At 54.8% G+C, this 22,964-nt stretch carries 18 protein-coding genes; 14 read left to right on the forward strand and 4 right to left on the reverse strand.

What is annotated here, in order from left to right; genetic code table 11:
* The first annotated feature begins 235 nt into the window (after positions 1-235).
* Both ACIGCM_RS08675 and ACIGCM_RS08680 read left to right on the forward strand, forming a co-directional pair.
* Positions 236-2,014 carry a collagen-like triple helix repeat-containing protein gene (locus ACIGCM_RS08675; RefSeq protein ID WP_397501633.1) on the forward strand — a complete coding sequence of 593 codons (1,779 nt, stop codon included), beginning with the start codon at positions 236-238 and terminating at the stop codon, positions 2,012-2,014.
* Positions 2,015-2,111: 97 nt separating this feature from the next.
* The gene (locus tag ACIGCM_RS08680) at positions 2,112-3,779 is read left to right on the forward strand and encodes a ShlB/FhaC/HecB family hemolysin secretion/activation protein (RefSeq protein WP_397501634.1); all 1,668 of its coding nucleotides are present in this window, start codon (positions 2,112-2,114) and stop codon (positions 3,777-3,779) included.
* Between the two features lie 340 nt (positions 3,780-4,119).
* Here the strand turns inward: ACIGCM_RS08680 and ACIGCM_RS08685 are convergent, their stop codons facing one another.
* Both ACIGCM_RS08685 and ACIGCM_RS08690 read right to left on the reverse strand, forming a co-directional pair.
* Entirely contained in the window at positions 4,120-4,533 is a 414-nt protein-coding gene (locus ACIGCM_RS08685) for a response regulator (RefSeq protein ID WP_397501635.1), read from the reverse strand.
* Between the two features lie 45 nt (positions 4,534-4,578).
* Positions 4,579-4,800: a Flp family type IVb pilin gene (locus ACIGCM_RS08690; RefSeq protein WP_397501636.1), complete on the reverse strand. Its 222-nt coding sequence runs from the start codon at positions 4,798-4,800 to the stop codon at positions 4,579-4,581.
* Positions 4,801-5,305: 505 nt separating this feature from the next.
* Between ACIGCM_RS08690 and cpaB the strand changes: the two genes are divergently transcribed.
* The 9 genes from cpaB (at position 5,306) to ACIGCM_RS08735 (ending at position 14,950) form a co-directional block, all read left to right on the forward strand.
* Positions 5,306-6,256, forward strand: coding sequence for a Flp pilus assembly protein CpaB (gene cpaB / locus ACIGCM_RS08695; protein WP_397501637.1), 951 nt, complete (start codon positions 5,306-5,308; stop codon positions 6,254-6,256).
* A 19-nt stretch (positions 6,257-6,275) separates the two neighbouring features.
* Entirely contained in the window at positions 6,276-7,520 is a 1,245-nt protein-coding gene (locus ACIGCM_RS08700) for a type II and III secretion system protein family protein (RefSeq protein WP_397501638.1), read from the forward strand.
* Positions 7,521-7,529: 9 nt separating this feature from the next.
* Entirely contained in the window at positions 7,530-8,702 is a 1,173-nt protein-coding gene (locus ACIGCM_RS08705) for a pilus assembly protein (RefSeq protein WP_397501639.1), read from the forward strand.
* Entirely contained in the window at positions 8,699-9,970 is a 1,272-nt protein-coding gene (locus tag ACIGCM_RS08710) for a CpaF family protein (RefSeq protein ID WP_397501640.1), read from the forward strand. The genes ACIGCM_RS08705 and ACIGCM_RS08710 overlap by 4 nt, the downstream gene beginning before the upstream one ends.
* Positions 9,967-10,848 carry a type II secretion system F family protein gene (locus ACIGCM_RS08715; RefSeq protein WP_397501641.1) on the forward strand — a complete coding sequence of 294 codons (882 nt, stop codon included), beginning with the start codon at positions 9,967-9,969 and terminating at the stop codon, positions 10,846-10,848. Before ACIGCM_RS08710 ends, ACIGCM_RS08715 begins: the two co-directional genes overlap by 4 nt.
* 1 nt (position 10,849) lies before the next feature.
* The gene (locus ACIGCM_RS08720; protein ID WP_397501642.1) at positions 10,850-11,752 is read left to right on the forward strand and encodes a type II secretion system F family protein; all 903 of its coding nucleotides are present in this window, start codon (positions 10,850-10,852) and stop codon (positions 11,750-11,752) included.
* A complete protein-coding gene (locus tag ACIGCM_RS08725; RefSeq protein ID WP_397501643.1) occupies positions 11,749-12,516 on the forward strand; it encodes a tetratricopeptide repeat protein in 768 nt (255 codons plus the stop codon). The genes ACIGCM_RS08720 and ACIGCM_RS08725 overlap by 4 nt, the downstream gene beginning before the upstream one ends.
* Entirely contained in the window at positions 12,513-12,818 is a 306-nt protein-coding gene (locus tag ACIGCM_RS08730; protein ID WP_397501644.1) for a DUF3613 domain-containing protein, read from the forward strand. Before ACIGCM_RS08725 ends, ACIGCM_RS08730 begins: the two co-directional genes overlap by 4 nt.
* 62 nt (positions 12,819-12,880) lie before the next feature.
* Positions 12,881-14,950: a TadG family pilus assembly protein gene (locus ACIGCM_RS08735; protein ID WP_397501645.1), complete on the forward strand. Its 2,070-nt coding sequence runs from the start codon at positions 12,881-12,883 to the stop codon at positions 14,948-14,950.
* Between the two features lie 80 nt (positions 14,951-15,030).
* Here the strand turns inward: ACIGCM_RS08735 and ACIGCM_RS08740 are convergent, their stop codons facing one another.
* Both ACIGCM_RS08740 and ACIGCM_RS08745 read right to left on the reverse strand, forming a co-directional pair.
* Positions 15,031-15,807: a response regulator transcription factor gene (locus ACIGCM_RS08740; RefSeq protein WP_397501646.1), complete on the reverse strand. Its 777-nt coding sequence runs from the start codon at positions 15,805-15,807 to the stop codon at positions 15,031-15,033.
* 150 nt (positions 15,808-15,957) lie between these two features.
* Complete coding sequence (locus tag ACIGCM_RS08745) at positions 15,958-16,434, reverse strand: prepilin peptidase (protein ID WP_397501647.1); 477 nt, start codon at positions 16,432-16,434, stop codon at positions 15,958-15,960.
* Between the two features lie 114 nt (positions 16,435-16,548).
* On the opposite strand from ACIGCM_RS08745, the gene ACIGCM_RS08750 reads away from it, so the two are divergent.
* From ACIGCM_RS08750 to fdnG, 3 genes are all read left to right on the forward strand, one after another.
* Positions 16,549-16,992, forward strand: coding sequence for a TadE/TadG family type IV pilus assembly protein (locus ACIGCM_RS08750; protein WP_397501648.1), 444 nt, complete (start codon positions 16,549-16,551; stop codon positions 16,990-16,992).
* Positions 16,993-17,001: 9 nt separating this feature from the next.
* Entirely contained in the window at positions 17,002-19,755 is a 2,754-nt protein-coding gene (locus ACIGCM_RS08755; RefSeq protein WP_397501649.1) for a PAS domain-containing protein, read from the forward strand.
* Between the two features lie 122 nt (positions 19,756-19,877).
* Positions 19,878-22,958 (forward strand): formate dehydrogenase-N subunit alpha, encoded by a 3,081-nt coding sequence (gene fdnG, locus ACIGCM_RS08760; protein ID WP_397501650.1) that lies wholly within the window; start codon positions 19,878-19,880, stop codon positions 22,956-22,958.
* Positions 22,959-22,964: the final 6 nt, after the last annotated feature.

The following is a 22,964-nucleotide window of genomic DNA, read 5'->3' on the forward strand; positions in this document are numbered from 1 at the left end:
ATAGCGTAGTAAGTGCGTTATGTAAGTGTGTTATGTAAGCGCGGTAAAGTGCATTATAACTTTGTAATTAGTTGGGAGTGACTAAGGGGCGTTAATTAAGGGGGGTTATATAAACTGTTAATACCAAGATACACGTTGTTGTGAAGGTCGGGTTGTACTTTTATAAGTCACAGGTTGTTGAGGTTTGGCGGCATTAAACCTCAGAGATATACAACACTTATGAAGGACTCTGATCATGAACAGCTCCGCAATAATTAAAACAACTACAGCACTTGCACTGATTCTTATGATGTCAGCCACTACCGGTTGCAGCAGCGGCGGTGGTGGCTCCAAAAGCAAAGTCAATGGCAGTTCATCAGACCCTGTTTCGACCACTGATGATGGCAGCGGGACAGGCAATGGTGACGGCAGTGGAAATGGCACAGGCAATGGTGATGGCAGCGGAAATGGTGCAGGCAATGGAGCCGGAAATGGTTCAGGCAATGGCAATGGAACAGGGGGGGGTGACACCGTTGGCCAGATTCCCGACCCAACAGATCCAACAGATCCAACAGACCCGACGCCAGGAGGCGGTGATCCAGTTGACCCTAATCCTGGCGCAGCGCCAACGCCACTGGTGACGGCCACTGTGGTCGATAACCTCGGTAACGCGACTGGCGCTGTTGGCGATGGCTTGACCGATCTCGGCGATCAAATCGCCAATACCCCAATTGCAGGCAGCACCGACCTGACTTCAGGTGTCGGCGGTTTAGTCTCGTCAACAGGTGCAGCGGTTAACAGTGTAAGTGCCGGTCTCAATGATGGCTTGGGTCAGCTCGGTACAGACAGCAACTCCGTTGGCATCACCGTGGCCGGCGTTGGTAATGCAGCAGGCGACCTGGGCACTGGGGTTTCCAGTGTGGGGACTTCTTTGCAGCGAGTTGGGGCTTCCTCCGCCATTCAACAAGTGCCTTTAGTCGGTGGTGTTGTCAGCCAAGTCGGCGGCGTTGTTGACGGTGTGGGTGAGCGCGTGACCATGCTTGGAGACACCTTGAGTGTTGCCAGCACCACAGGGCCTTTAGGGCAGGTGACAGATCAACTTGGCTCCAAAGTGCTGGTGCCAGTGGTCAGTATTGTTGAAGGCACAACTCAAACCCTCGGCACTGCAACTGGGCTGGGTCAGCCGGTGACAGGTTTAGTTGCCAAGGTGGGTGGCGCTGTTGGTGGGCTGGGTGATCAGGTCGCCGGTGCTGGCGGTGGCAATCCTTTAACTAACGCAGTAGGCGGTGTGCTCAGCGGTGTTGGCGGCACAGTGGCGACTACTGGCGGTTATGTTAATGGCAGCGGTGAAGGCACTTCCGGTCTGCCATTAGCCGCAGGCGGCCTCAACACCTTGGTCGCAAGTACCAGCGGTGTAACAGGTGCGATAGGGCAGAAAGCCAAACTCAGTGGCCCGGTTGGGGGCTTGCTTGAAACCACCGGTGGTGCAGTTCAATCACTCAGTAACGGCCTCAATATCGGCAGCGCCAACGGGGTTGTCAGTGGTGCAGCGGTTAACGGCATTGCGGCTGGCGGGACTGTTGCTTCACTGGGGTCGTTGGTTGGCGGCAGTGGGGTAGCTAATACCAACAACGCCTTGACCCAGCCATTGACTGTTGCAGGTGCAGCCTTGAGCAGTGCCGTTACGCCGGTAGTCAGCGGTGTAAGCAGTGTCACACAGCAGGTCGGAGACGCGACCAAATTAGGCACGCCGGTCAATGCGGTTCTTAATCAAGTGGGCGGGGTGGTAAGTGGTCTTGGTTCTCAGGTTGCCGCTGCCAGCAGCAACCCGGTTTTAAACCAAGTGGGTAACACGGTGAACACTGTAGGCCAGACTGTGGGTGCCTTGGGCGGTTTAGTCAAAGGTGCAACAACAGGTAACGGTACTTCAGGTGGCTTATTGAAAGGAGGGTTGCTGGGTGGAGTTGGAGCTGGTGTCGCTGTGAACGGTGGTGCAAGCGGTGGCCTGACTGGAGGCCTGCTAAACCGTAAATAGTCGACAACATTAGGCGTCGAGCCCTCTCCCTGGGGTTCGGCGTCATTTTTGTTTGTGTTGGTTTAAACGTGTCAGTAGTTTGGTCATGGAGTGTCCTATGCGCGCTTTGATAGTCCCGGTTTTACTGAGTCTTTCTTGTTCCCAATTGGCCTTGGCGCAACAACTGCCAAGCTACCTCAACAGTAATGATGTCGAACGTAACCTTCCCACACCCAACCTTCCGGTTGATGCTTACCGGCCGACCACCCCTGATCTACAAGTCCCGGCGCCACAGCCTTCGCAACTGCAGATGGGGTCTAAGGTGGCTGTGCGCAATATTCAAATTGCCGGCGGCAGTGTCTATTCCCTTAATGAAGTTGCCGCGATCTTTCAGCCTCTGGTTGGACGCGAGGCCAGTATTGGCGAGCTGATCACGGCGACTCGCAGCATCACTCAGCGTTATCAGGATGACGGCTACCTGTTGTCTTATGCGTATCTGCCGCCGCAGTCCTTTAATGAGGGTGTTGTGCGCGTGGTACTGGTTGAAGGGTATGTGAAGGACTACCAGTTGCGCGGTGACATTGGCCCGGTATCGAGCTATGTACGCAAGTTGCTGGATAAGATTCAGGGCGAACGTCCGTTAACCCGTAAAACCTTTGAACGCTACACCACGCTCCTGACCATGGTGCCTGGTCTGACTGTGGGGGCGCAGGTGCCGCCACCCGGTACAACAGACGGTGCAACCACCTTGATTGCCGAAGCATCGCGCAAGCCATGGACCTCATCCATGAACCTGAGCGACAGCAGCCGTGATCAGCTCCAGGCCGTCTTGTCGGCCAGCAGCAACGCCCAGACGGCATTGGCTGAGCAGTTGACCTTAAGTGCCTTGGTACCGCCGGGTGAGGATGAAGAGCGCTACTACCGGTTGGATTACAGCCAGTTTCTCGGCAGTGAAGGCACTCAGTTAAGCCTGTATGGCTCGACCTACAAGAGCGAGCCCCATGACCGTTTGCGCTTGGATAACGGCATCGAGTTGACCCGCAAGCGCCAGAATGATCGCTACTCAATAGGCTTGAGCCATCCGCTGATTGCCGCACCGGATCGCCTGTGGACTGTTGGCTCCCGGCTTTATGCCGTTAACGACAAGAGCCAGTTTGATGTGGTCGGGTTTCCACTGAGCATTGATGACGACACCGATATTCGCGTATTCGGGCTTGAAACAGACTGGCGTCAGGCCACCAGCCAGCGCTTGCGTATTCTCAGTGCGGGTCTCTATCAGGGTGTCGATGGCATGGGCGCGGACACGGATAACCCGCTTTATGATCTGGATTTCCTGCGGGTGCGCTTATCTGGGGTGCAAAGCGATCAGTTCTGGGACAACTGGCAAGGGGTTATCTCTGCGGCGCTCTACTGGACGGATGACAACCTGCCAGATGCTGAAACAGTGGTGCTGGGTGGACAAAACTTTGGCCGTGGTTACCCCAGCGATCAAGCCTCCGGCGACAAGGGCTGGGGCGCTTCTTATGAGCTTAATTACAGCTACCGTCGTGAGAGTGACTGGTTGCGTCTGTTGCAGCCCTATATTGCAGTGGATGCGGCGCGCAGCTGGTATAACGACTTGCCCTTACCGACTTCGCAGTTGTCCTCGGCAGCCTTGGGCCTACGCTTTGGTGATGCACGTTATTACAACATCTCACTGGAGGCAGCCAAACCCATGTCTGATGTCGCGCTCGACAGCAATAACCGCCGGCCGCGCTTGACTCTAAGCTTTAGCTATCAACTTTAGAGAGGCTGAAACAAACACCGGGCAAATTGAGCGAGTCCCCATGGACTCTTAAGGATCCTCTGAAAAAGGTAGCGAGCGACGGGAGTACAAGGCAAAAAGATGCGAAAAAGCGCAGTTTAGTTGTCCTAAATGAGCATTTTGAGCAGATTTTTAACGCCGTAATACCTAGCGCAGTAGTTTTTCAGAGGTTCCTTAACGGGGCCCGGTTGAGAGCCACGCTTCGATATCTAGGGCCGGCGCAGTGGTCAGAGATGCGAGGTCGCCAGATCAGCAATGTGCGCAATAAAAAACGCTCCGTACCGCAGGGGTAGGGAGCGCGTTTGAGTCAGATGCTTTGGGGTTATAATCGCACGGCTTTTACCGGCATTGCAGGTAGCAGTCTATTGAGTATTTCTAGCAGTCGATTGTGATAAATCGGCTTCTGGAAGAAATCGATAACATTAAGTCCGAGTACATCAACCACCTCGTCCGCAGCGTTGTGGTATGAGGTAACGATGATCGGTAAGTGTTGCCGTGAGCAATGAGCTCGCAGGTGTTGAATCAGCTTTACGCCGCTCTCTTCTGGCATCTGCAAGTCAGTGATCACCAGCCCGATATAGGGATGATGGGTCAGTTGCTCAAGGGCTTTGCGCACCGACGTAGCCGTGTGACAGCAATAGCCCTCCAGCTCCAGTATCTCAGTCAATTCCAGTAGCGTGTCCGCTTCATCATCGACCAACAGCAACTCGTGTTGCTCGGTGGATGAAAGGAGCATGGCGTGTCTCCTGGTTATACAACTAATGAATAGCGTTAGTGTTAACTAGGACGGACAGCTTTGTGAGCCTATAGCAGTACAAATGTCGCTGAATATACTTTTAACCTCAGTACTGATGGGGCCGGCAAATCCGACCAATGCCACCGCAACTAAAGTCGCCACGATTGCATATTCAATACCGGCCGCGCCTTTTTCTTCTTTGATAAATTTATGCGTTTTAACCACGGCGGCAATGTGCAGTTTTCGAATCACATTAATGAGGGACATCTTAATCTCCTTATTCTCAGACGTACTTGCCAGTAGATAGTTGTTCACGCCTCGATTCAGCGCAACTGTAAGAAGTAATTAGACCCATGGGTATAGTTATAAAGTCATAGTGGTTAAGTGGCGTAATTAGCGCTATCACTGTAGTGGGCAGTAACGGCTTTAGGGATCCTCTGAAAAAGGTAGCGAGCGACGGGAGTACAAGGCAAAAAGATGCGAAAAAGCGCAGTTTAGTTGTCTTAAATGAGCATTTGATTCGCATAGCTCACCCCTTCGGGGCCGCACTAAAGTGCGTTCAGCCAGAGGCTGTGAGCAGATTTTTAACGCCGCAATACCTAGCGCAGTAGTTTTTCAGAGGTTCCTTAGCGCGAACCTTTGTGAGTGGAATGGGAACCTCACAACCGTAACAGGCACAGCCGCTTTATCCGTTTTCCGCCACCTGTATTGATGCCGCACACGTAAAACAATAAGGCATTCACTAGTTGTCAGGTCAAAGGAGTGAGTCATCATGGACAGCCGGGTAACCATGGCGTTGGCTGGAGTGCTATTGCTGGGAGCAGCGGTGGCAGGTTATTGGGGAATAACCCTGAGTCAACAACCTCTCCCCGTACCTGAAGCGGCTACTGCGCCGCCTGTAAGCGAGCAACCTCAAACCATAGGTGCGCTTATCGATCAGGCGACTGACAGCGTGCAGCGCACGGCCGTGGTAGTCGCCGTTAAACCCCTGGCGCCATTTGTACCCATCACGGCTGAAGATGTCGGCATTGAGATGCTGCGTGTTGCACCCCCCGATAGTTTTACCAGCATCGAACAAGTCGTTGGGCGCAGCACCTGGAATCCAATTGGTGTTGGCACCTGGTTAAGCCAGGAAAGTTTTGCCGCGGGCGGCCCCTTGGCACAAATGATCCGCCCACAAGAGCGCGCGGTTGCCGTTGCAGTCGATGAAATCGTCAGTGGCGGCGGGCATGTGCGCCCTGGGGATTACGTCGATGTGCTGCTGTTTATGCAGGAAAAGGACGGCCAGCAACAGCAAACCGCCCAGGTTGCAGTGCCTGCTGTGCGGCTCTTGAGTTACGGCCAGGCATTAGGCCCGAACCTGCAAGGCCAAGCGTTGCAGCACAAGGACAAGGATGATCAGAACAAACCTGCTAAAGCCGGGCGCAGTGTCGTTCTGGGGGTTCCGCAGGAATGGGTGACCCGTCTAATGCTGGCCAGTCAGGCCGGTATCTTGCGCTTGGCTGTGCGCAGTGCAGATGAGCACTTACAAGCGCGCTACGCAGCTGGCGAAGTCGAGATGGTTGCGCTCGATGATAAGACCCGCAACCTGCTGCCGATTAACCAGCTTGAGGGCAAGCCCGCGCCCCGCGTTGCCAACGTAAAACAAAGTTCGCAAGCCGTTGCCCGTAACCCTGGGATACAGGTGTTTCGCGGCGTAGAAAACTCTTGGCAAACACCCTGACCCGCAAGGAAGCCCACGCATGATCTGTATGAGTCGTCGGATCGTTTTTACCCTGAGTTTGCTGGCCTGCACGGTAGTCGGTATCCCTCAGGCGCTGGCTGCACCGGCGGGGTGTTCATCACTTGCCGCCGTGCCTGCGGTGATCGAAGTGGGGCAAAGCTTGCAGCAGCAAATTCGCTATCCAATGGCGATCAAGCGTTTGGCCGTGGGTGATCCCGAGATTGCTGACGTACGCCTCATCGGCAATGACAGTTTTTTGTTGCTGGGTAAAAAGTCAGGCGCCACCAGCTTGATGGTCTGGACTTCATGCAGCGCCCAGCCGCGTAGCAGCATGGTGTATGTCGAAGGTGTGGCTACGGCCGCTCTTGCCCGGCCGGTTCTGCCAGATTCATTAGAGCAACCGGCCAGCCAAGTGCAGACTGACATCCGCTTTGTCGAGGTCAGCCGCAGCAAGATGAAACAGGCCAGCACTTCGATATTCGGCACCGGCTCCAACAACTTTCTTTTTGGTGCCCCCGGCACCGTCGGCGGTGTGACTGTTTCTCCCGGTTTGGTTGGGGGCATCAGTCCGGCGATTCCGCTGGTAAACAGTGGCTTCAATATTGTCTTTGGCGGAGGCAGCAGTAAGGTTCTGGGGTTGTTGAATGCCCTGGAAAACAGCGGTTTTGCCTACACCTTGGCTAAGCCAAGTCTGGTTGCATTAAGTGGTCAGAGTGCCAGTTTTCTTGCGGGCGGTGAGTTTCCGGTGCCAGTGCCGAGCAATGGCAGCGACAACATCAGCATCGAGTACAAAGAATTTGGCGTACGCCTGACGCTGACGCCGACGGTGGTGGGCAACAACCGAATCAACCTCAAGGTTGCGCCTGAGGTGAGCGAGTTGAACTTCCAAAACGGTATTGAGATTGCCGGTACCACTGTGCCAGCCCTGAATGTGCGCCGCACTGATACCAGTATCAGCTTGGCCGATGGCGAAAGCTTTGTGATCAGCGGTTTGATCAGCAGCAGTAATAACGCGCAGTTGAACAAGTTTCCGGGTTTGGGCGATATCCCAATTCTAGGGGCGTTTTTTCGTTCAACCAATATCAGCCGTGAAGACCGTGAGTTGCTGATGATCGTTACTCCGCATCTGGTGCAGCCGCTTGCTGCTGACGCGCAAATGCCTTCTTTGCCGGGTGAGAACCTGCGCCACTATGATCCGAATTTTTTCAAAATGTACTTCTTCGAGAACGGTGATTTCGATAAACGTTCCGGTCTGTCGCAATAGGGGGTGGCTATGAGTCAAACATTTTTAGCCTTGACCCGTAATGAGGCTGACCTTGAATGGTTGCGCGGATCGCTGAGCTCATTGGGCGAAGTACTTAAGGTGGGCCACGGCGCGTTGAACGAAGTGCTGTCATTGGCCGACGTGACCGGAGCCGGTCTGTTGTTTGTGGGCTTGGACCGGGAAAACCTGGTGGCGCAGAGTTCGCTGATTGAAGGTGTGCTGGAAGCCAAGCCGATGCTGGCGATTGTCGCCCTGGGTGACGGTTTGGACAACCAGTTGGTCTTGAGCGCCATGCGCGCAGGCGCTCGTGATTTTATCGCCTACGGCGCGCGTACCAGCGAGGTAACCGGCTTGGTCCGGCACCTCGGTCGGCGCATGCCCAGCCTGCAACCGACGGCGCAAACCGGCAAACTGATCGCCCTTTGCTCACGCCAGCAAGATGCAGACATCAGCTTGATCGCCAGCCACTTGGCGCTGGCCATATGTCAGACCGATCAAACCACCTTGCTGCTTGATTTGGGGCTGCCTCAAGGGGAATGTTTGGCAGCCTTGGGTTTACAGGCATCGTTCAACTTTGCTGATGCCATGCGTAATACCCGGCGTATGGATGCAAGCCTGATTGACAGTGCATTCAGTCAAACCCGTTGTGGCCTGCGCGTGTTGTCGCAGACAACCAAGGATCAACCTTTGCAAACCGCCACCGCCGCGGAGTTGTATCTGCTGCTCGGGGCGTTACGTCAGCACTTCCAATATATTGTGATCAACCTTGCCGGACAGCCGGATAGCGAGGCTTTGCGTTTGTTTGCAACTAACGCTGAGCGAATGTTGTGGTGCACCGACCAAAGCGTTTCGGGTTGTCAGCGCAACCTCGAACTGCTCAGTAGCTGGCGCGATGCCGGCGTTAAGTTGCACAACGCCAGCCTACTGATTGACCGCTATATGCCCAGCGTCGCACCCGACAGTGAAACCCTGGGTAAAACCTACAGCCTGCCCGTGTTGCAAGTGTTGCCCTCCAGTCCTGAGGTACGCATGAGTGCACGCAACCTGGGCCGCAGTTTATTTGAGGTAGCGCCCCGTGAGCGGATCAGCAAAGCGCTTCGCCAGTTGGGCTGCTTGTTGGCTGAGCGGCGCAAGGCACCGGGCGCTTCCCGTTGGCCTTGGCCTAGGAGGAAATCCGCATGAGTGGCGAAACACTGTTCGGCGGAACTGCTCGTTACAGCCAGGAAGGCGAGTATGAAGGGCAGGGGCTTAAGCTGGTGCTGCACCGCTTTATCATTGATGCCATTGACGATGAAGGCGTCAATATTCTGGAAAGCCCCCGGCCGCAAATCGCCCATTTTGTCACTGAGCGAGTGGTTGATTACGTAAACCGCCATCACCTCGCCGTGTCGCGCTATGAGATGGAGCGGTTGGCTGAGGAACTGGTCGATGAACTCACCGGTTTCGGCCCGCTGGAGGTGCTCTTGCACGACGCCTCGGTGACTGAAATTTTGGTCAATGGCCCGCACCGGGTGTTTATCGAGCGCGACGGTATGCTCCATCAAAGCGACCTGCGTTTTATTGACGATCAGCACGTGCAGCGGGTTATCCAGCGAATCCTGGCTCCGCTCGGACGCAGGCTTGATGAGTCTTGCCCCATGGTCGATGCGCGTATGCCAGATGGCAGCCGGGTGAATGCGATCATCCCACCCATCGCGCTGGATGGGCCTTGTTTGTCAGTGCGTAAGTTTCGCAAAGACTTACTGCAAAGTGCCGATTTGCTGGCCCACCAATCGGTGGATGAAGCCGTCCTGCAGTTTCTCCGTCTGGCGGTGAGTCAGCGCTGCAACGTGCTTGTCAGCGGTGGTACCGGCACCGGTAAAACCACCTTGCTTAACGTGATGAGCTTGTTGGTCGCTGAGCAAGAGCGACTGGTGACCATCGAAGACACAGCCGAATTACAGCTCAATCATCCGCACGTTGTTCGCCTTGAAACCCGCCCGCCGAATGCGGAAGGGCATGGTGAGGTAATGGCCAGTGACTTAATTCGTAACGCCTTACGCATGCGCCCGGACCGGATCATTCTTGGCGAGATTCGCGGTGTGGAAGTTATTGACGTGCTGCAAGCCATGAACACCGGTCACGATGGCTCAATGAGCACCGTACACGCCAACAGTGCGCAGGATGCATTGCTGCGACTGGAAACCTTGGTCGGGCTTACCGGACGGCAAGTGGCTGAGCGCACGCTCCGTCAGATGATCTGTGCCGCACTGGATGTAGTGATCCAGCTCACTCGCTTGCCGAACGGTCGCCGCTGCGTCAGTGAGGTGGTTGAGGTGGTGGGCATTCGTGATGGTGTCTATGTCACCAACACACTATTTCGACTTGAGCGTCACTCAGGCCGCTTCCTGCGTGAAGCCATGAATCCGGCCAGCGAAAAACTTCAGCACGCATGGCGGGAACTGCAATGAAAGCGCCGCTGCTACTGGCTGCTGTCTGCTTGGTACTGGCTGCGCTGGCCTTGCTGCTTTTGCAGCACGGTTGGCGTCAGTCGCGCTCAGAACAAGTCATTGAGCGGCTTGCACATGCCAAACCTGCAATCGCTAAACAGGCTCGCTGGGGGTGGCTGGAGCGGGCGTTTCTGCGCGCAGGTTTTAAGCTGCCCAATGACCGGCTTGGCATCCTGCTCAGCTGTTGGATAGCGCTGCTGGTAGTCGCCCAGTTACTGGGTGGCTGGATGCTTGGATTGATTGCCTTGGTGTTGCCACTTTTAGCCCTGCACCTGTTGCTGAGTTGGCGTTATCGGCGGCGACTGCGCCGAGTGGTTCATCAATTGCCGCAAATGCTCGATCAAGTGATGCGCAGCCTGCAAACCGGGCGGACCTTGGGTGACGCCCTTATCAAAGGCATTGATACCTCGCCGGAGCCCTTGCATGGCGCGTTGCTGAGGGTGCAGCGCAACGTACAGCTGGGCGTCAGCTTGCCCGAGGCGCTGGATGATGTCGCTGAACTCTATCAGCAAGAGGAGCTGCGTATTCTCGCCTTGGGGGTCAAGGTTAATCATCGTTTTGGGGGCAGCGCGGTTGAACTGTTGGCAAACCTGATCAAGGTGATTCAGGAGCGCGAGCAAATGGCCCGTCAGCTTCGCGCGATGACCGGTGAAACCCGGCTGACTGCCGTGGTTTTGGGTGTACTGCCGATTTGCATGGCGGCCTACATATTGGCGGTCAATCCCAGCTATTTAATGAATATGTGGCTCGATAGCAGCGGCCAGAAAATGCTGTTGAGTGCATTTATCCTGCAAGTGATCGGCACCGTGATGTTGTGGCGCATGCTGAGGAGTGTCTGATATGGCTTGGGCCGTGATGGCGCTACTGCTCGCAATGGCTGGCGGGTTGTTGATCGCCAACGCTTTGCAGCAACAACGGGTACGCGCTTTGGTCGCCAGACGTTTGTCGGGCGGGCGCGAACAGTTTCAGCATAAGGGCCGGCGTAGTGATGCATTTATCCAGCAGATAGGGCGCAGCCGTTTGGGTCGCAAGCTCCTTAGTCTTGATGGTGAAAGCCATGTGCTGCTTAACCGTATCGGTTGGCGTCGGGCTAATCAGCGAGCCTTCTATTTAGCTTGCCAAGTGGTCGCTCCCGTCTTGATGTTGGGGGCAGCGGTATTGGTGATTTCAATGCTGGGGCAACCACCGAAAAATGCATGGGTGTATATGGTCCTCGCTGCAGGCTGCGGCTTCTTATTGCCCAAGCGTGTGTTGTCGATTGCCGCCGCTCGGCGTCAGCAGCAATTAGTCAATGAAGTCTCTATTTTTATTCCGCTGCTACGCATTCTGTTTGATGCCGGGCTGACGGTTGAACAGTCGCTGCGGGTCATCAGCCTTGAAAGCAAACAGCTATTGCCCGTGCTCACTGCTGAATTGGACGCGGTGCTAAAACACGTTGATTCCGGCCTGGAACTGGCCGATGAGCTGATGATTATGGGCAAGCAGCTGGATGTGGACGAACTCAGCGACAGCCTGGCCATCTTGCAGCAATTGATCCGCCAAGGCGGCGGTGCCATGAACTCCTTGTTAGCGCTGAAAAAACTCCTCGATGAGCGGCGCTTAACCAATCTTCAGGAATACATTTCCAAGCTGTCAGGAAAAATGTCAGTGGTGATGATGGTGTTTCTGTTTCCTGCTTTGCTGATCGTTCTGGCAGGCCCTGGATTGAGTGCAATCAGCCGCGCTCTTGGAGGTATTTCATGAAATTAGTAGCCATGTCTTGCAGTGTCCTATGTGCTGCGCTACTCAGTGGTTGTGCCGCACACCAAGTGACACCGGGATTTGCTGCTGACAACGGCGAAGACTGTGCGAACAAGCCAACGCAAGAGCAAGAGCTGGGGCTTAATCTTGCTAAAGAAATGGCCGATGAAGGCCGCTTGTATGCGGCGCTGGCTCACTTGCAAGGGCTGCCGCAATCCTCACCGGAGGTGCGTCTTCGCCAAGCGCGGATCATGCGCAACATTGGTCGTGGAGAAGCCCAAGCGCTGTATCAAAGTTTAATCGGAACCTGCCTGACGGCTGCAGGTGAGCAGGGGCTTGGTCAACTTGCCGCTGCCCGTGGCGATCAGGCAGAAGCCACTCAGCGACTGGAGCGTGCGGCTTCCCTGGCACCTACTGATGCGAAGATCCGTAATGACCTAGGCGTGGTGTACCTCAACCAGAATCGCACCGACGATGCGCGATTTGAGTTTCTAACCGCCGTCGAGCTGAGCCAGTCCGATACCTTGCCTGCAACCAATTTGCTGGCGCTGTTGTTTGTTGAAGACAAGTCACAACAAGCCGCTGATCTGGTTTCGCGTCTGCACCTGAGTGCAACCCAGGTGCGTGAGGCCCTCACGCGTTCGCAACAATTAAAGTCTGCTGCAATCTCACTGCCACTGGCCAGTCAGGATTCAACAAGCCCCCCGGAAGCTGTGGGCGTATTGGCCGAAACCATCAGCCATATTGAGCAGGACGTCTTGCCATGAACAGCTCACCAAAGACCCAGTGGGTAACTTGCAGTCTGTTGGCTTTGGGCTTGCTCCTGCCAATGCTTGTGCAAGCAGATGACAAGGTGACTAGCAGACCACTTCCACAGCCGTCAAAAACCGAAAGTTGGTTAGCCATACAACGTGATGGCCGAGCCGCATCCGCCAAATTGCAGAGCGCTACACCCGCTGAGCGTGAGCTTGCCTATCAGCGCTGGCTCGACAGCTACAGCCATCCAATCCCTGATTTTTATGACCAGGAAGAGGGCGGAAAAATGTCGACGGGTAGCAGCAGTAATTAACCTTACTTCGGATTGACGCAAGGTGGCGACGTCTTGTTCATCCATCGCAAAGGAGTACGGGCATGGCTTGCAGGTCTTCTCCTAAATATGTGCTGGATATGCACCGCCAGCACGGCGCAATTGGCCTGATGGCCGCGATAGTGATGCTCGCAGCCTTTGCGTTTTTGATGCTGGTAATCGACAGCGGCCGTTTGTATTTGGAGAAGCGCAGTGTCCAGCGTGTGGCTGATATGGCGGCCTTGGAGGCGGTGCTGCGTGATGGTAATTGCCAGGCCGGAGGACAGGCGACCACCGCGCAAATCTACGCTGCAGAGAACGCGCAAACACGTAACGGCTTCACCCTTGATCAACAGCGCCAACTTGTCGCGACATGCGGTAATGTCGATGAAAGTGGCAGCCGGCGTAGTTTTAGCGCCGACACCAGCGGCCGCGCGATTGCGGTGGATGTCAGCCGTGAGATACCTGCCAGTTTGATTCTGGGCGGATTATTCGGCGAACAAGTGACAATCTCCGCCCGTGCCGTCGCGGCCAAACGCGAACCCCTTGCTGCACTTACTTTACGCACGACTCTGGCATCGGTCGACTCAACTCAATCGCCGTTGCTAAACAGCGTTATAGGTGGCTTGCTCGGCGGTTCAGTCAATCTTTCCGCGGCTGGGTGGGATGGTCTGGCCAAGAGCCAGATCAATCTGCTGGACTATCTCGACCAGTTAGCGATTAGTCAGGGCATTACAGCCGGCGACTATCAATCGGTACTTGATGAAGGCCTGTCACTCGGCACGTTGTTGGATGTGGCGGCGACCACATTGCAGCAGTCAGGCAGCAGTGTTGATTTAGATGCGGCAGTAGCAGGGTTAAGCGCACTCTCTGCCGTGGTGCCGGCCGCATCGCCATTGTTGCAGTTGGGTGATTTGATCAAGGCGCAAAGCGCAACCCAGAAAGCCGGGTTGGCCACCTCGCTTAATCTGTTGCAGTTGGTTCAGAGCACGGTTGAGTTGGCTAATAGCAAGAACGCAGCAGTGGCCAGCGTGCCGATTAACGTACCGGGGCTGGGCAACGTCAGTCTGAACATCAAGGTCATCGAGCCGCCGCAGTTATCGGCTATAGGCAACCCGGAGCTGGCCAAGGCGGACCCTTTTGGTCCCAATCAAATTGCCGTGCGCTCCGCGCAGATTCGTACGGCGCTGAGTGTTGATTTAAGTGGGACTACAGGTGCTTTAACGGGCATTCTGGACTCGGTGAGCGCGACCACTACCGTGGGAGATTTTTTGAATGACGCGCTGAACCTTGATTTGCTCGGGGCTGTGAGCGGTCTTGTGCAGGGTATTATTTGTGGGCCATGCCAGAGTAAAAGTGTAACGTCTGTTCAGATCATCCCCGGTAAGCGGATTGACGTGATGATTGATGTTGCTGAAGCCCAAGCTCGCGTTACCGATTACAGCTGTTCGACAAACACAGATAAAACACTGTATGTCGATGCGAAGACATCAGCTTTAAATGTAGCCATAGGGCAATTGGGAAATAGTCCCGCAGAAGTTCAAGACAAGGTATTTAATTCACCAAGCTTACCCGTGGCAGCCCCGCTGCCTTTAGTCATGCTAGGTGAAAAGAAGGCTAGGGCAACCTCGTGTTTGCTCACACTCTGTTCTGGTATCAAGTGGAGGACTGCGGCCGGTAACTGGGTATCTAGTCCTGACCAAGCCGAGTTTATTGTGCTCTCCGGAATCGGGGCCAAGGTCAACTCAAGTGTGATTGGCAGCGGTGGGGGCATGTTATCGCGCGTGTATAGCACCCAGGATCCCGCCCCATTGTCGGACGTCGGAGAGCCACCATCCTTTCAAGATGTTGAAGCCAAAGACTTAGTGTCGGGCCTTTCAAATACGCTGTCAGGGATTGACTTGGAGCCTTATCTGCCAACAGGCGATCCAAATATTTTAGGTGGTTTGATTAATACATCGATTACGTTGATTAGCAGTCTATTGGGCAATCTTGAACACGTGGTCGATAATGTACTCGGGAAGCTATTTGACCCACTCGTTAATACATTACTCAATGAGCTGGGCATCGATCTGGCAAAAGCCGACGTAGGTGCCAATCTCACCTGCGGCAGTCGCGCTGAGTTGTTGTTATGAACTTCAGCGCGCATCAACCTTCATCTGTATGTGGCTCTGCGACTCAGTCTGCTCAATCTCAACTGCGTGATCAGCGCAGCCTAGTGAGCGGTCACCGCAGAGCCTTCACTCTTTCGAGTCGGCGACAACGCCAGAGCCAATTGCGTGCGGTTATGCATGTGTGTGAGGCGCAGCACCTGCGACACGTAAAGTTTTACCGTGTTTTCGGTAATGCCCAACTCGCAAGCGATTTGATAGTTGGTCAAGCCCTTGCCAATCAACCGTGCAACTTCCAGTTGGCGTGGAGAGAGTTGGTTGAAGTGGACGGGTATTGCTTCAGCACCCTCTGTATCTGGAGTGGTTTGGACTTGGCCAAAGTGACTGCGCATCTGATTCAGGTCAAGGTGCAACTCACCGATGGATTCGGCCAGAAAGTGCAGCTTCTGGTTCATCTGTTCAAGTTTGGCACCATCATCCAAACGCTCCTGCAAATGCCGTTCAAGGCGCTTAACCGCGCGGCCAACCTCGTCCATATTAATGGGCTTTTGGTAGAAGTCAGCAACCCCGGCGCGCATCGCCGAAACAACGTCTTGGGTTTCGGTTTGGCCGGTGAAGATAATCGCCTCGAACTGGCGATTGCCGCCGTAGGTTTTTTCCAAGGTATTGATCAGGCTGATGCCATCTTTGCCGGGCAAGTGCAGATCGCTCAACACAATGCCTATCTGCGGATCAGCATTGAACAATTCGATTGCCTCATGGGCGCTGTGGCAACCCATGCAGATGTAGCCGCTATGGTTCAAAAACTCACAAAGTTCGTCAACGATGTCTGGTTCGTCGTCCACAACGAGGAGTTTAATCACGCGTTGATGCCTTTCCATGTCAACTCATCCGATGATTTTAGTTATTAGTACCCAAGAGGCTAAATGCCTGGATAAGGCTCGAAACGCATGGACTGAATGCTTCAGAAGCACAGGTTTAAGAAGTCAGTACGCTCGTCCCATACTTAAGGTATAGCACTTTGTTTGTATTCAGAAAGTTTTAGTCAGAATAAGAGCTGTCAAAAAGCCACCAAAAAGAAATAGCCCATAGGGATAAGCTATCTTGGAGTGTGGTTTTAGGTGCTTAAGCCAGTTGTGCGTTGTTGTGCTGAGTGTTGGCCAAATTCTGTTTGCGCAGCTTGCCCAGGCGATTAAGCAGACACCGGCAGCGGCAATGGTCATGAGCAGTATTTGACTATTGCTGCTCAGGCCAATAAACAGCAGCAACTTGACGTCTGCAGCGCCCAGCTTGTTAAGCATGTAGCCGGGCAAACTGAGTAAAACGGCAAAGGCCGCAGCAATACAGGCATCAGTGGGCGAGCTGCCCAGAAGGCTTTCACCGCGCAGGAGTAAATAACAAAGCGCAAAGAGGATGCCACCGAGTGTTAACCAGTTGGATATACGCTTTTGATGTACATCTTGTGCGGCGCAAATAGCCAGCCAGACCAGCAAAATAGCGGTGTTCATGGGTGGTTAGGCTCTTTGCGTTGAGGGCTATCGGAAAGTGTGTTTGTGTTTGAAGTTGGGTGCTGGGCAGTACTGGGCAAATCTTCAACTCTCTTAGCAGTGGAGGTATCAGCCATGCAATGCATCGTCAAAAAGGCATTTGCTCGCCGCCAAAAGGGAGCCGCCGCGATTGAGTTTGCGCTGGTGTTTATTCTCTTTTTTGCGATTTTTTACGGCACAGTCAGTTATAGCCTGCCCTTGTTAATGATGCAGTCTTTTAACAATGCCAGCGCCGAGGCGGTACGCCAAGCGGTTAGCTGGGTGCCCGGGCAAGCGGATTACCAGCAAGAGGCGCTTGCAGTGGTCAATCAGCAGTTGAGTTGGATGCCCAACGCGGCGCGCAGTCTGGTCGCGGTGAATATTACTTCACCGGGCGCAGACGGCGTGATGAGCGTGCGTATCAGTTATCCGTACAACAGCAATCCGCTGGTGCCGTTTCTGGTTTTGCCGGGTATTGGACGGATTCCAAGCTTGCCAGATGACCTTGTCGCAACCGCAAGTATTAAGCTGACTAATTAAGGAAAGGCCATGGCGCGCTGGTTCGGTTTAAATCCTAAAAATGACCCTGTGGCCAGCAATCTTTTGCCTGTGGATTCTGCCAGCGATCCAGCCGTGAATATGCCGTCAAATTCGGCAGGATTGAGCCTGCTTTTGGATACTCAGGGGATTGTTACCCACATCACTGGCTCACTGGCCAAGCGTCTGGCTACCTCTGAAAGCCAGCACCCGCTCGATACTTATCTGTGCCGCGGCGCTGCGCTGGGCACCGACATGCCCAGCTATCAGCAGCAAATATTGGAGCTTGATTTCAAAGGCTGCGCTGGCACCGTTTTAACCCTGCGCGGCTGGTTGCATGCCCATGCTGAAGGTTGGCTGCTGCAACTATTGGATGTTTCCGACCTGCTTGAGCAGGCGCGCAGCAATGACATTCGCCGCCATGCGCTCGCACAGGCAGCCGATTTTGCCCGGCACCTGGGCTATCAATCACCTGAGCGCTTGCAGTCTGCAACTGTGGAGGTGTTATCTGAGTTGCGGCAGACGTTAAGCATTCCCAGCGTGGCGATTGCCTTGCGGGATGAAGCTGGAGATTGGCGTGTGTATGCACAGCACAATGCTTCTCACGGTCAAGAGTGGCGTGATCAGCAATCGCTGGGGAAGGTGCTGGATGAGTTGGATCAGACCTATCCGCAGCAACTCAGTGCGGTCACCTTAACCAAGCATCCTGGGCTTCAGGTGTTATTTCCTCAAGGCCTCGGCTTTGTTACGCCGTATCAGCACCAGGGTGTGACATCCGCTTGGCTACTGTGCGCTGGGTTTGATGCTCAGCGCCATGCGCGTGCACTGCAACTGAGTGATTGGGCCGGGTTATTCGTCCAGCTTGGCGCGGGTTTGATTGGGCGCTTGCACGCCTTGAACCACGCCCATCAGCAAGATCGGCAAAGTGCCTTGCAGGGGTTGTTGGGGGCTGGCTGGTGGGAGTTCAACAGCCTCAATCAAACACTGCAATTGGCCCCTGAGCTAGCCTCGATCCTCGGCACTGGAGCAGATGCCGGGCTTGAGTTACAAGTCTGGCTTGAACGTATTCATCCCACCGACCGTGACGAGTTTCGGGTGCGTCTCAATAACTTGGTTGCAGGTGGCCAGAGCTTTATTCAGTGCTTGCGTCTGCAAGTGGTTGATCAGACCCTAGGCTATAGCTGGTATCGCTTGCAGGCGTTGGCCAAAGGGAGTGGCAGTAAGCTGCGCATTTATGGCTTTCTGATTGATATCAGCGATATTAAAACCCAAGAAACCAAAGCCTCGGAAGCCCATGAGCGTTTGAGCAACTTGATCGCCAGTGCACCCGCGGTGATTTATGTGCAGCGCTACAACGATGGAGCTTTGCTATTGGAGTTTTGCAGCGACAGTTTGCAGCCTTTGCTTGGCTGGACCTTGGCTGAGTTGCAAGCGGGCCTGCTTGCAGACATCGTTCATCCTGATGACCACGAAAACTTCTTTAATCGAACGCGGCAGTTGTTGCGTGAGGGCTCTGTCAGCAGCCGCTTTCGCTTGCGTGACCGTCAAGGCGATTACCACTGGTTATTAGATGAAGCGAAATTACTGCGCGATGAACTGGGCCAACCGCGAGAGGCGGTTGGTTTGTGGCTGGATATCACTGAAGCCACGCTTGCTGCTGAGCGTATCCGTGAGAGCGAAGAGCGTTACCGGGTTCTGGTCGAGGATTCGCCTGCGATGATTTGCCGGTATCTGCCGGATTTAACCCTCAACTTCGCCAACCGCCCGCTGGCAGATTATCTCGAACGCAGTTCTGCCCAGCTTATAGGCGCAAACCTCAGTGAGTGGCTGTCCCATGAGCAGCGCGACGCCTTTGCGCAGCGCTTGCTTGGTCTTACGCCTGAGAGCCCGATAAGCAGCGCTGAAATTTGTTTGCAATTGCCGGGGCGCGAACACGCCTGGTGGGTGTGGGCGGATCGCGGCATTTTTGATCAGCAAGGGCAGTTGGTCGAAATCCAGGCCGTGGGGCGCGACAACACCGAGGTCCGTAAGGCTCAACAACAACTCTTCCAGGGGGCCAAGATGGCCACATTGGGCGAGATGGCAACAGGCATGGCCCATGAGTTGAATCAACCATTAAACGTGATGCGTATGGCAGTGGCCAATACGCTCAAGCGTATTGCCGCCGGTGATGTGCCTGCGGACTACCTGCAAGACAAGTTGCAACGTATCGAGGCGCAGGTGCTTCGTGCGGCGAAGATTGTCGATCACATGCGCGTATTCGGACGCCGTTCCGAGGTGGAACATGGCTTGTTTGATCCATTGCAGGCCATAGAGGGTGCTATGTCACTGCTGCGTGATGGCTTGTTGGGCAAGGGCGTTGAGTTGCAGTTTGAACCGCTGGACCTTGCGGTCAAGGTCAAAGGTCATGGTGATCAGCTGGAACAGGTGTTGATCAATCTGATGGTCAATGCACGGGATGCACTGCTTTCGCGAGGCGAGGGTGAAACCGAGTTCACACCACGCATCGCTCTATCCGCGACCTTGCTGCCTGAGGGGCTATTGATTGAGGTGCAAGACAACGCCGGCGGGATCGAACCACGCTTGCTTGAGCGTATCTTTGAGCCGTTCTTCACCACCAAACCGGTGGGTAAAGGCACGGGGCTGGGGCTTTCGGTCAGTTTTGGCATTATCGAGCAAATGGGCGGGCAGTTAAGGGCGTTTAATCGTGAGCAAGGTGCGTGCTTTAGCATCCTGCTGCCGCCGGTCATGAGCGCCAAACTTTAGTATGGCTACCCATACTATTAGTGTGTCGATTACTGGCAAAAAGCTACATAGGCGCTAATCTTCATCGTGCTACGTTCCGGCAATGTATCGGGACGACAACTGCCTGATGCAGGAGAATCACGATGGATATGAACCGTCGACAGTTTTTCAAGGTCTGCGCTGCAGGCCTTGGGACGTCGAGCCTCGTGGCTTTGGGAGTTGCACCGCCCAATGCCTATGCCGACCAAGTACGCCAAAACAAATTGGCACGCACCATTGAAACGCGCAATACCTGCCCATACTGCTCGGTCGGTTGCGGCCTGATCATGTACAGCCAGGGCGATGCGGCTAAGAACGTCGCACAAAACATCATTCATATCGAAGGCGACTCTGATCACCCAGTCAATCGCGGCACGCTGTGTCCTAAAGGCGCTGGGCTGCTCGACTTCGTGCACAGTGAAACGCGCTTGAAGGTACCTCAGGTGCGCGAGGCCGGTTCCAGCGAGTGGAAGGAACTCGAGTGGGACGATGCCCTAAATCGCATCTCCAAGCATATGAAGACGGACCGTGACGCCAACTTCATTGAGACCAATGAACAAGGCCAAACGGTCAACCGCTGGTTGAGTACCGGTTTCCTCGCGGCGTCGGCATCGTCCAACGAAGCGGGTTACATCACCCATAAAGTGGTGCGTTCACTCGGCATATTAGGATTCGATAACCAAGCACGTGTCTGACACGGCCCGACGGTGGCAAGTCTTGCCCCGACGTTTGGCCGCGGCGCCATGACCAATCACTGGACCGACATCAAGAATGCCGATCTGGTTTTGATTATGGGCGGCAACGCTGCTGAAGCGCATCCGTGCGGCTTCAAATGGGTGACCGAAGCCAAGGCGCATAACAACGCCAAGCTGATTGTGGTCGACCCGCGCTTTACCCGTTCCGCCTCGGTGGCAGATCTGTATGCGCCTATTCGTACCGGCTCGGACATCGCCTTCCTGGGTGGGTTGATCTACTACCTGATCGAAAACGACAAGTACCAGCACGAGTACGTGCGTAACTACACCGATGTTAGCTTTATCGTTCGCGAAGGTTATGACTTCGAGAACGGCTTCTTCAGCGGCTACGATGAGTCCAAGCGCGGCTATCCAGATAAATCGGGCTGGGGCTACGAAATTGGTGAAGACGGTTATGCCAAGGTCGATCCGACACTGGGCCATCCGCGCTGCGTATTCAACCTGCTGAAAAAACACTACAGCCGGTATACGCCGGATATGGTCAGCAGCATCTGCGGCACTCCGAAAACCCAGATGATGCAGGTGTGGGACACCATCGCCGAAACCTCGGCACCGGGCAAAGTCATGACCATCATGTACGCGCTCGGTTGGACTCAGCACTCCACAGGCTCGCAGATGATTCGTGCGGGTGCCATGTTGCAGCTGTTGTTAGGCAATATCGGCATGCCTGGTGGCGGCATGAATGCCTTGCGCGGGCACTCCAATATCCAGGGGCTTACTGACCTTGGCTTGCTGTCTAATTTGCTGCCGGGCTACCTGACTCTGCCAAGTGATGCCGAGCAGGATTACGCGGCCTACATTGCCAAGCGCGCCAGTAAACCACTGCGTCCGGGGCAACTGTCGTACTGGCAGAACTATGAGAAATTCCACGTCAGCCTGATGAAGGCGTGGTACGGCAAAAACGTTACCGCAGAAAATAACTGGGGCTACGACTGGTTACCTAAACTTGATGCGCCTGCACCGGGTTACGACGTACTGAAAGTCTTCGACATGATGTATCAAGGCAAGGTCAATGGCTACTTCTGTCAGGGTTTCAACCCGATTGCCTCGTTCCCGAACAAGGCCAAGATTGGCGCGGCGCTGGCTAAGCTCAAGTACTTGGTAATCATGGATCCACTGGCCACCGAGACGTCTGAGTTCTGGCGCAACGTCGACGAGTTCAACGACGTGAATACTGCTGATATCCAAACCGAGGTATTCCGGCTGCCAACCTCCTGCTTCGCCGAGGAGGACGGCTCGCTGGTGAACAGTGGTCGTTGGTTGCAGTGGCACTGGAAAGGCGCTGAACCACCGGGCAAAGCGCGCACGGATATTCAGATCATGGCGGGGCTTTATCATCGTCTGCGTGACATGTATTCCAAAGACGGCGGTAAGTTCGCAGACCCGATTCTGAATCTCGACTGGTCGTATTTGCAGCCGGAAGATCCTTCTGCAGAAGAGCTTGCCAAGGAGTACTCAGGCAAGGCGATAAATGATTTGACTGACCCTGCAAGCGGTGCGCTGCTGGTTAAGGGTGGTGATCAACTGGCAGGCTTTGCTCAATTGCGCGCTGATGGCAGTACCTCCAGCGGTTGCTGGTTGTTCTGCGGTTCTTGGACCATGCAGGGCAATCAGATGGCGCGCCGGGATAACTCTGACCCATTCGGCATCGGCCAAACGCTCGGCTGGGCGTGGTCGTGGCCAGCTAACCGGCGCATCCTTTACAACCGTGCTTCTGCGGATGTATCAGGCAAACCCTGGGAAGGTATGAACAAGCCGCTGGTGTTCTGGAATGGCAAGTCATGGGGTGGCGCTGATGTGCCGGACTACAAGGCTGATTCACCACCTGACGCCGGGATGAATCCGTTCATCATGAACCCGGAAGGGGTGGCGCGTTTCTTTGCCGTCGACAAGATGGCCGAAGGCCCATTCCCTGAACATTACGAACCCTTTGAAACGCCGATAGGGCGCAACCCGCTGCACCCGGATGATCCGCGCGTGACCAGCAATCCGGCGGCACGTGTTTTCAAGGGCGATATGGAGTTATTTGGCAGCGCTGCCGACTTCCCGTACGCAGCAACCACTTACCGGCTGACTGAACACTTCCACTTCTGGACCAAGCACTGTCGCCTTAACTCGATTGTGCAGCCAGAGCAGTTTGTGGAAATGAGTGAGGCCCTGGGCAAAGAGTTGGGTATTGCGGCGGGGGATTGGGTCAAGGTATCGAGCAACCGTGGCTACATTAAAGCGGTTGCGGTGGTGACCAAACGCCTGAAACCGCTGACGGTTGACGGCAAAACCGTGCACCAGATCGGCATCCCGATTCATTGGGGATTCTCCGGAGTGGCGCGCAATGGTTACCTGACCAACACCTTGACACCCTTCGTGGGCGATGCCAACACGCAGACGCCTGAGTTTAAGTCCTTCCTCGTTAACGTGGAAAAGGCATAGGAGCTG

Source organism: Pseudomonas sp. NPDC078700 (assembly GCF_044542375.1).
Lineage (GTDB): Bacteria > Pseudomonadota > Gammaproteobacteria > Pseudomonadales > Pseudomonadaceae > Aquipseudomonas.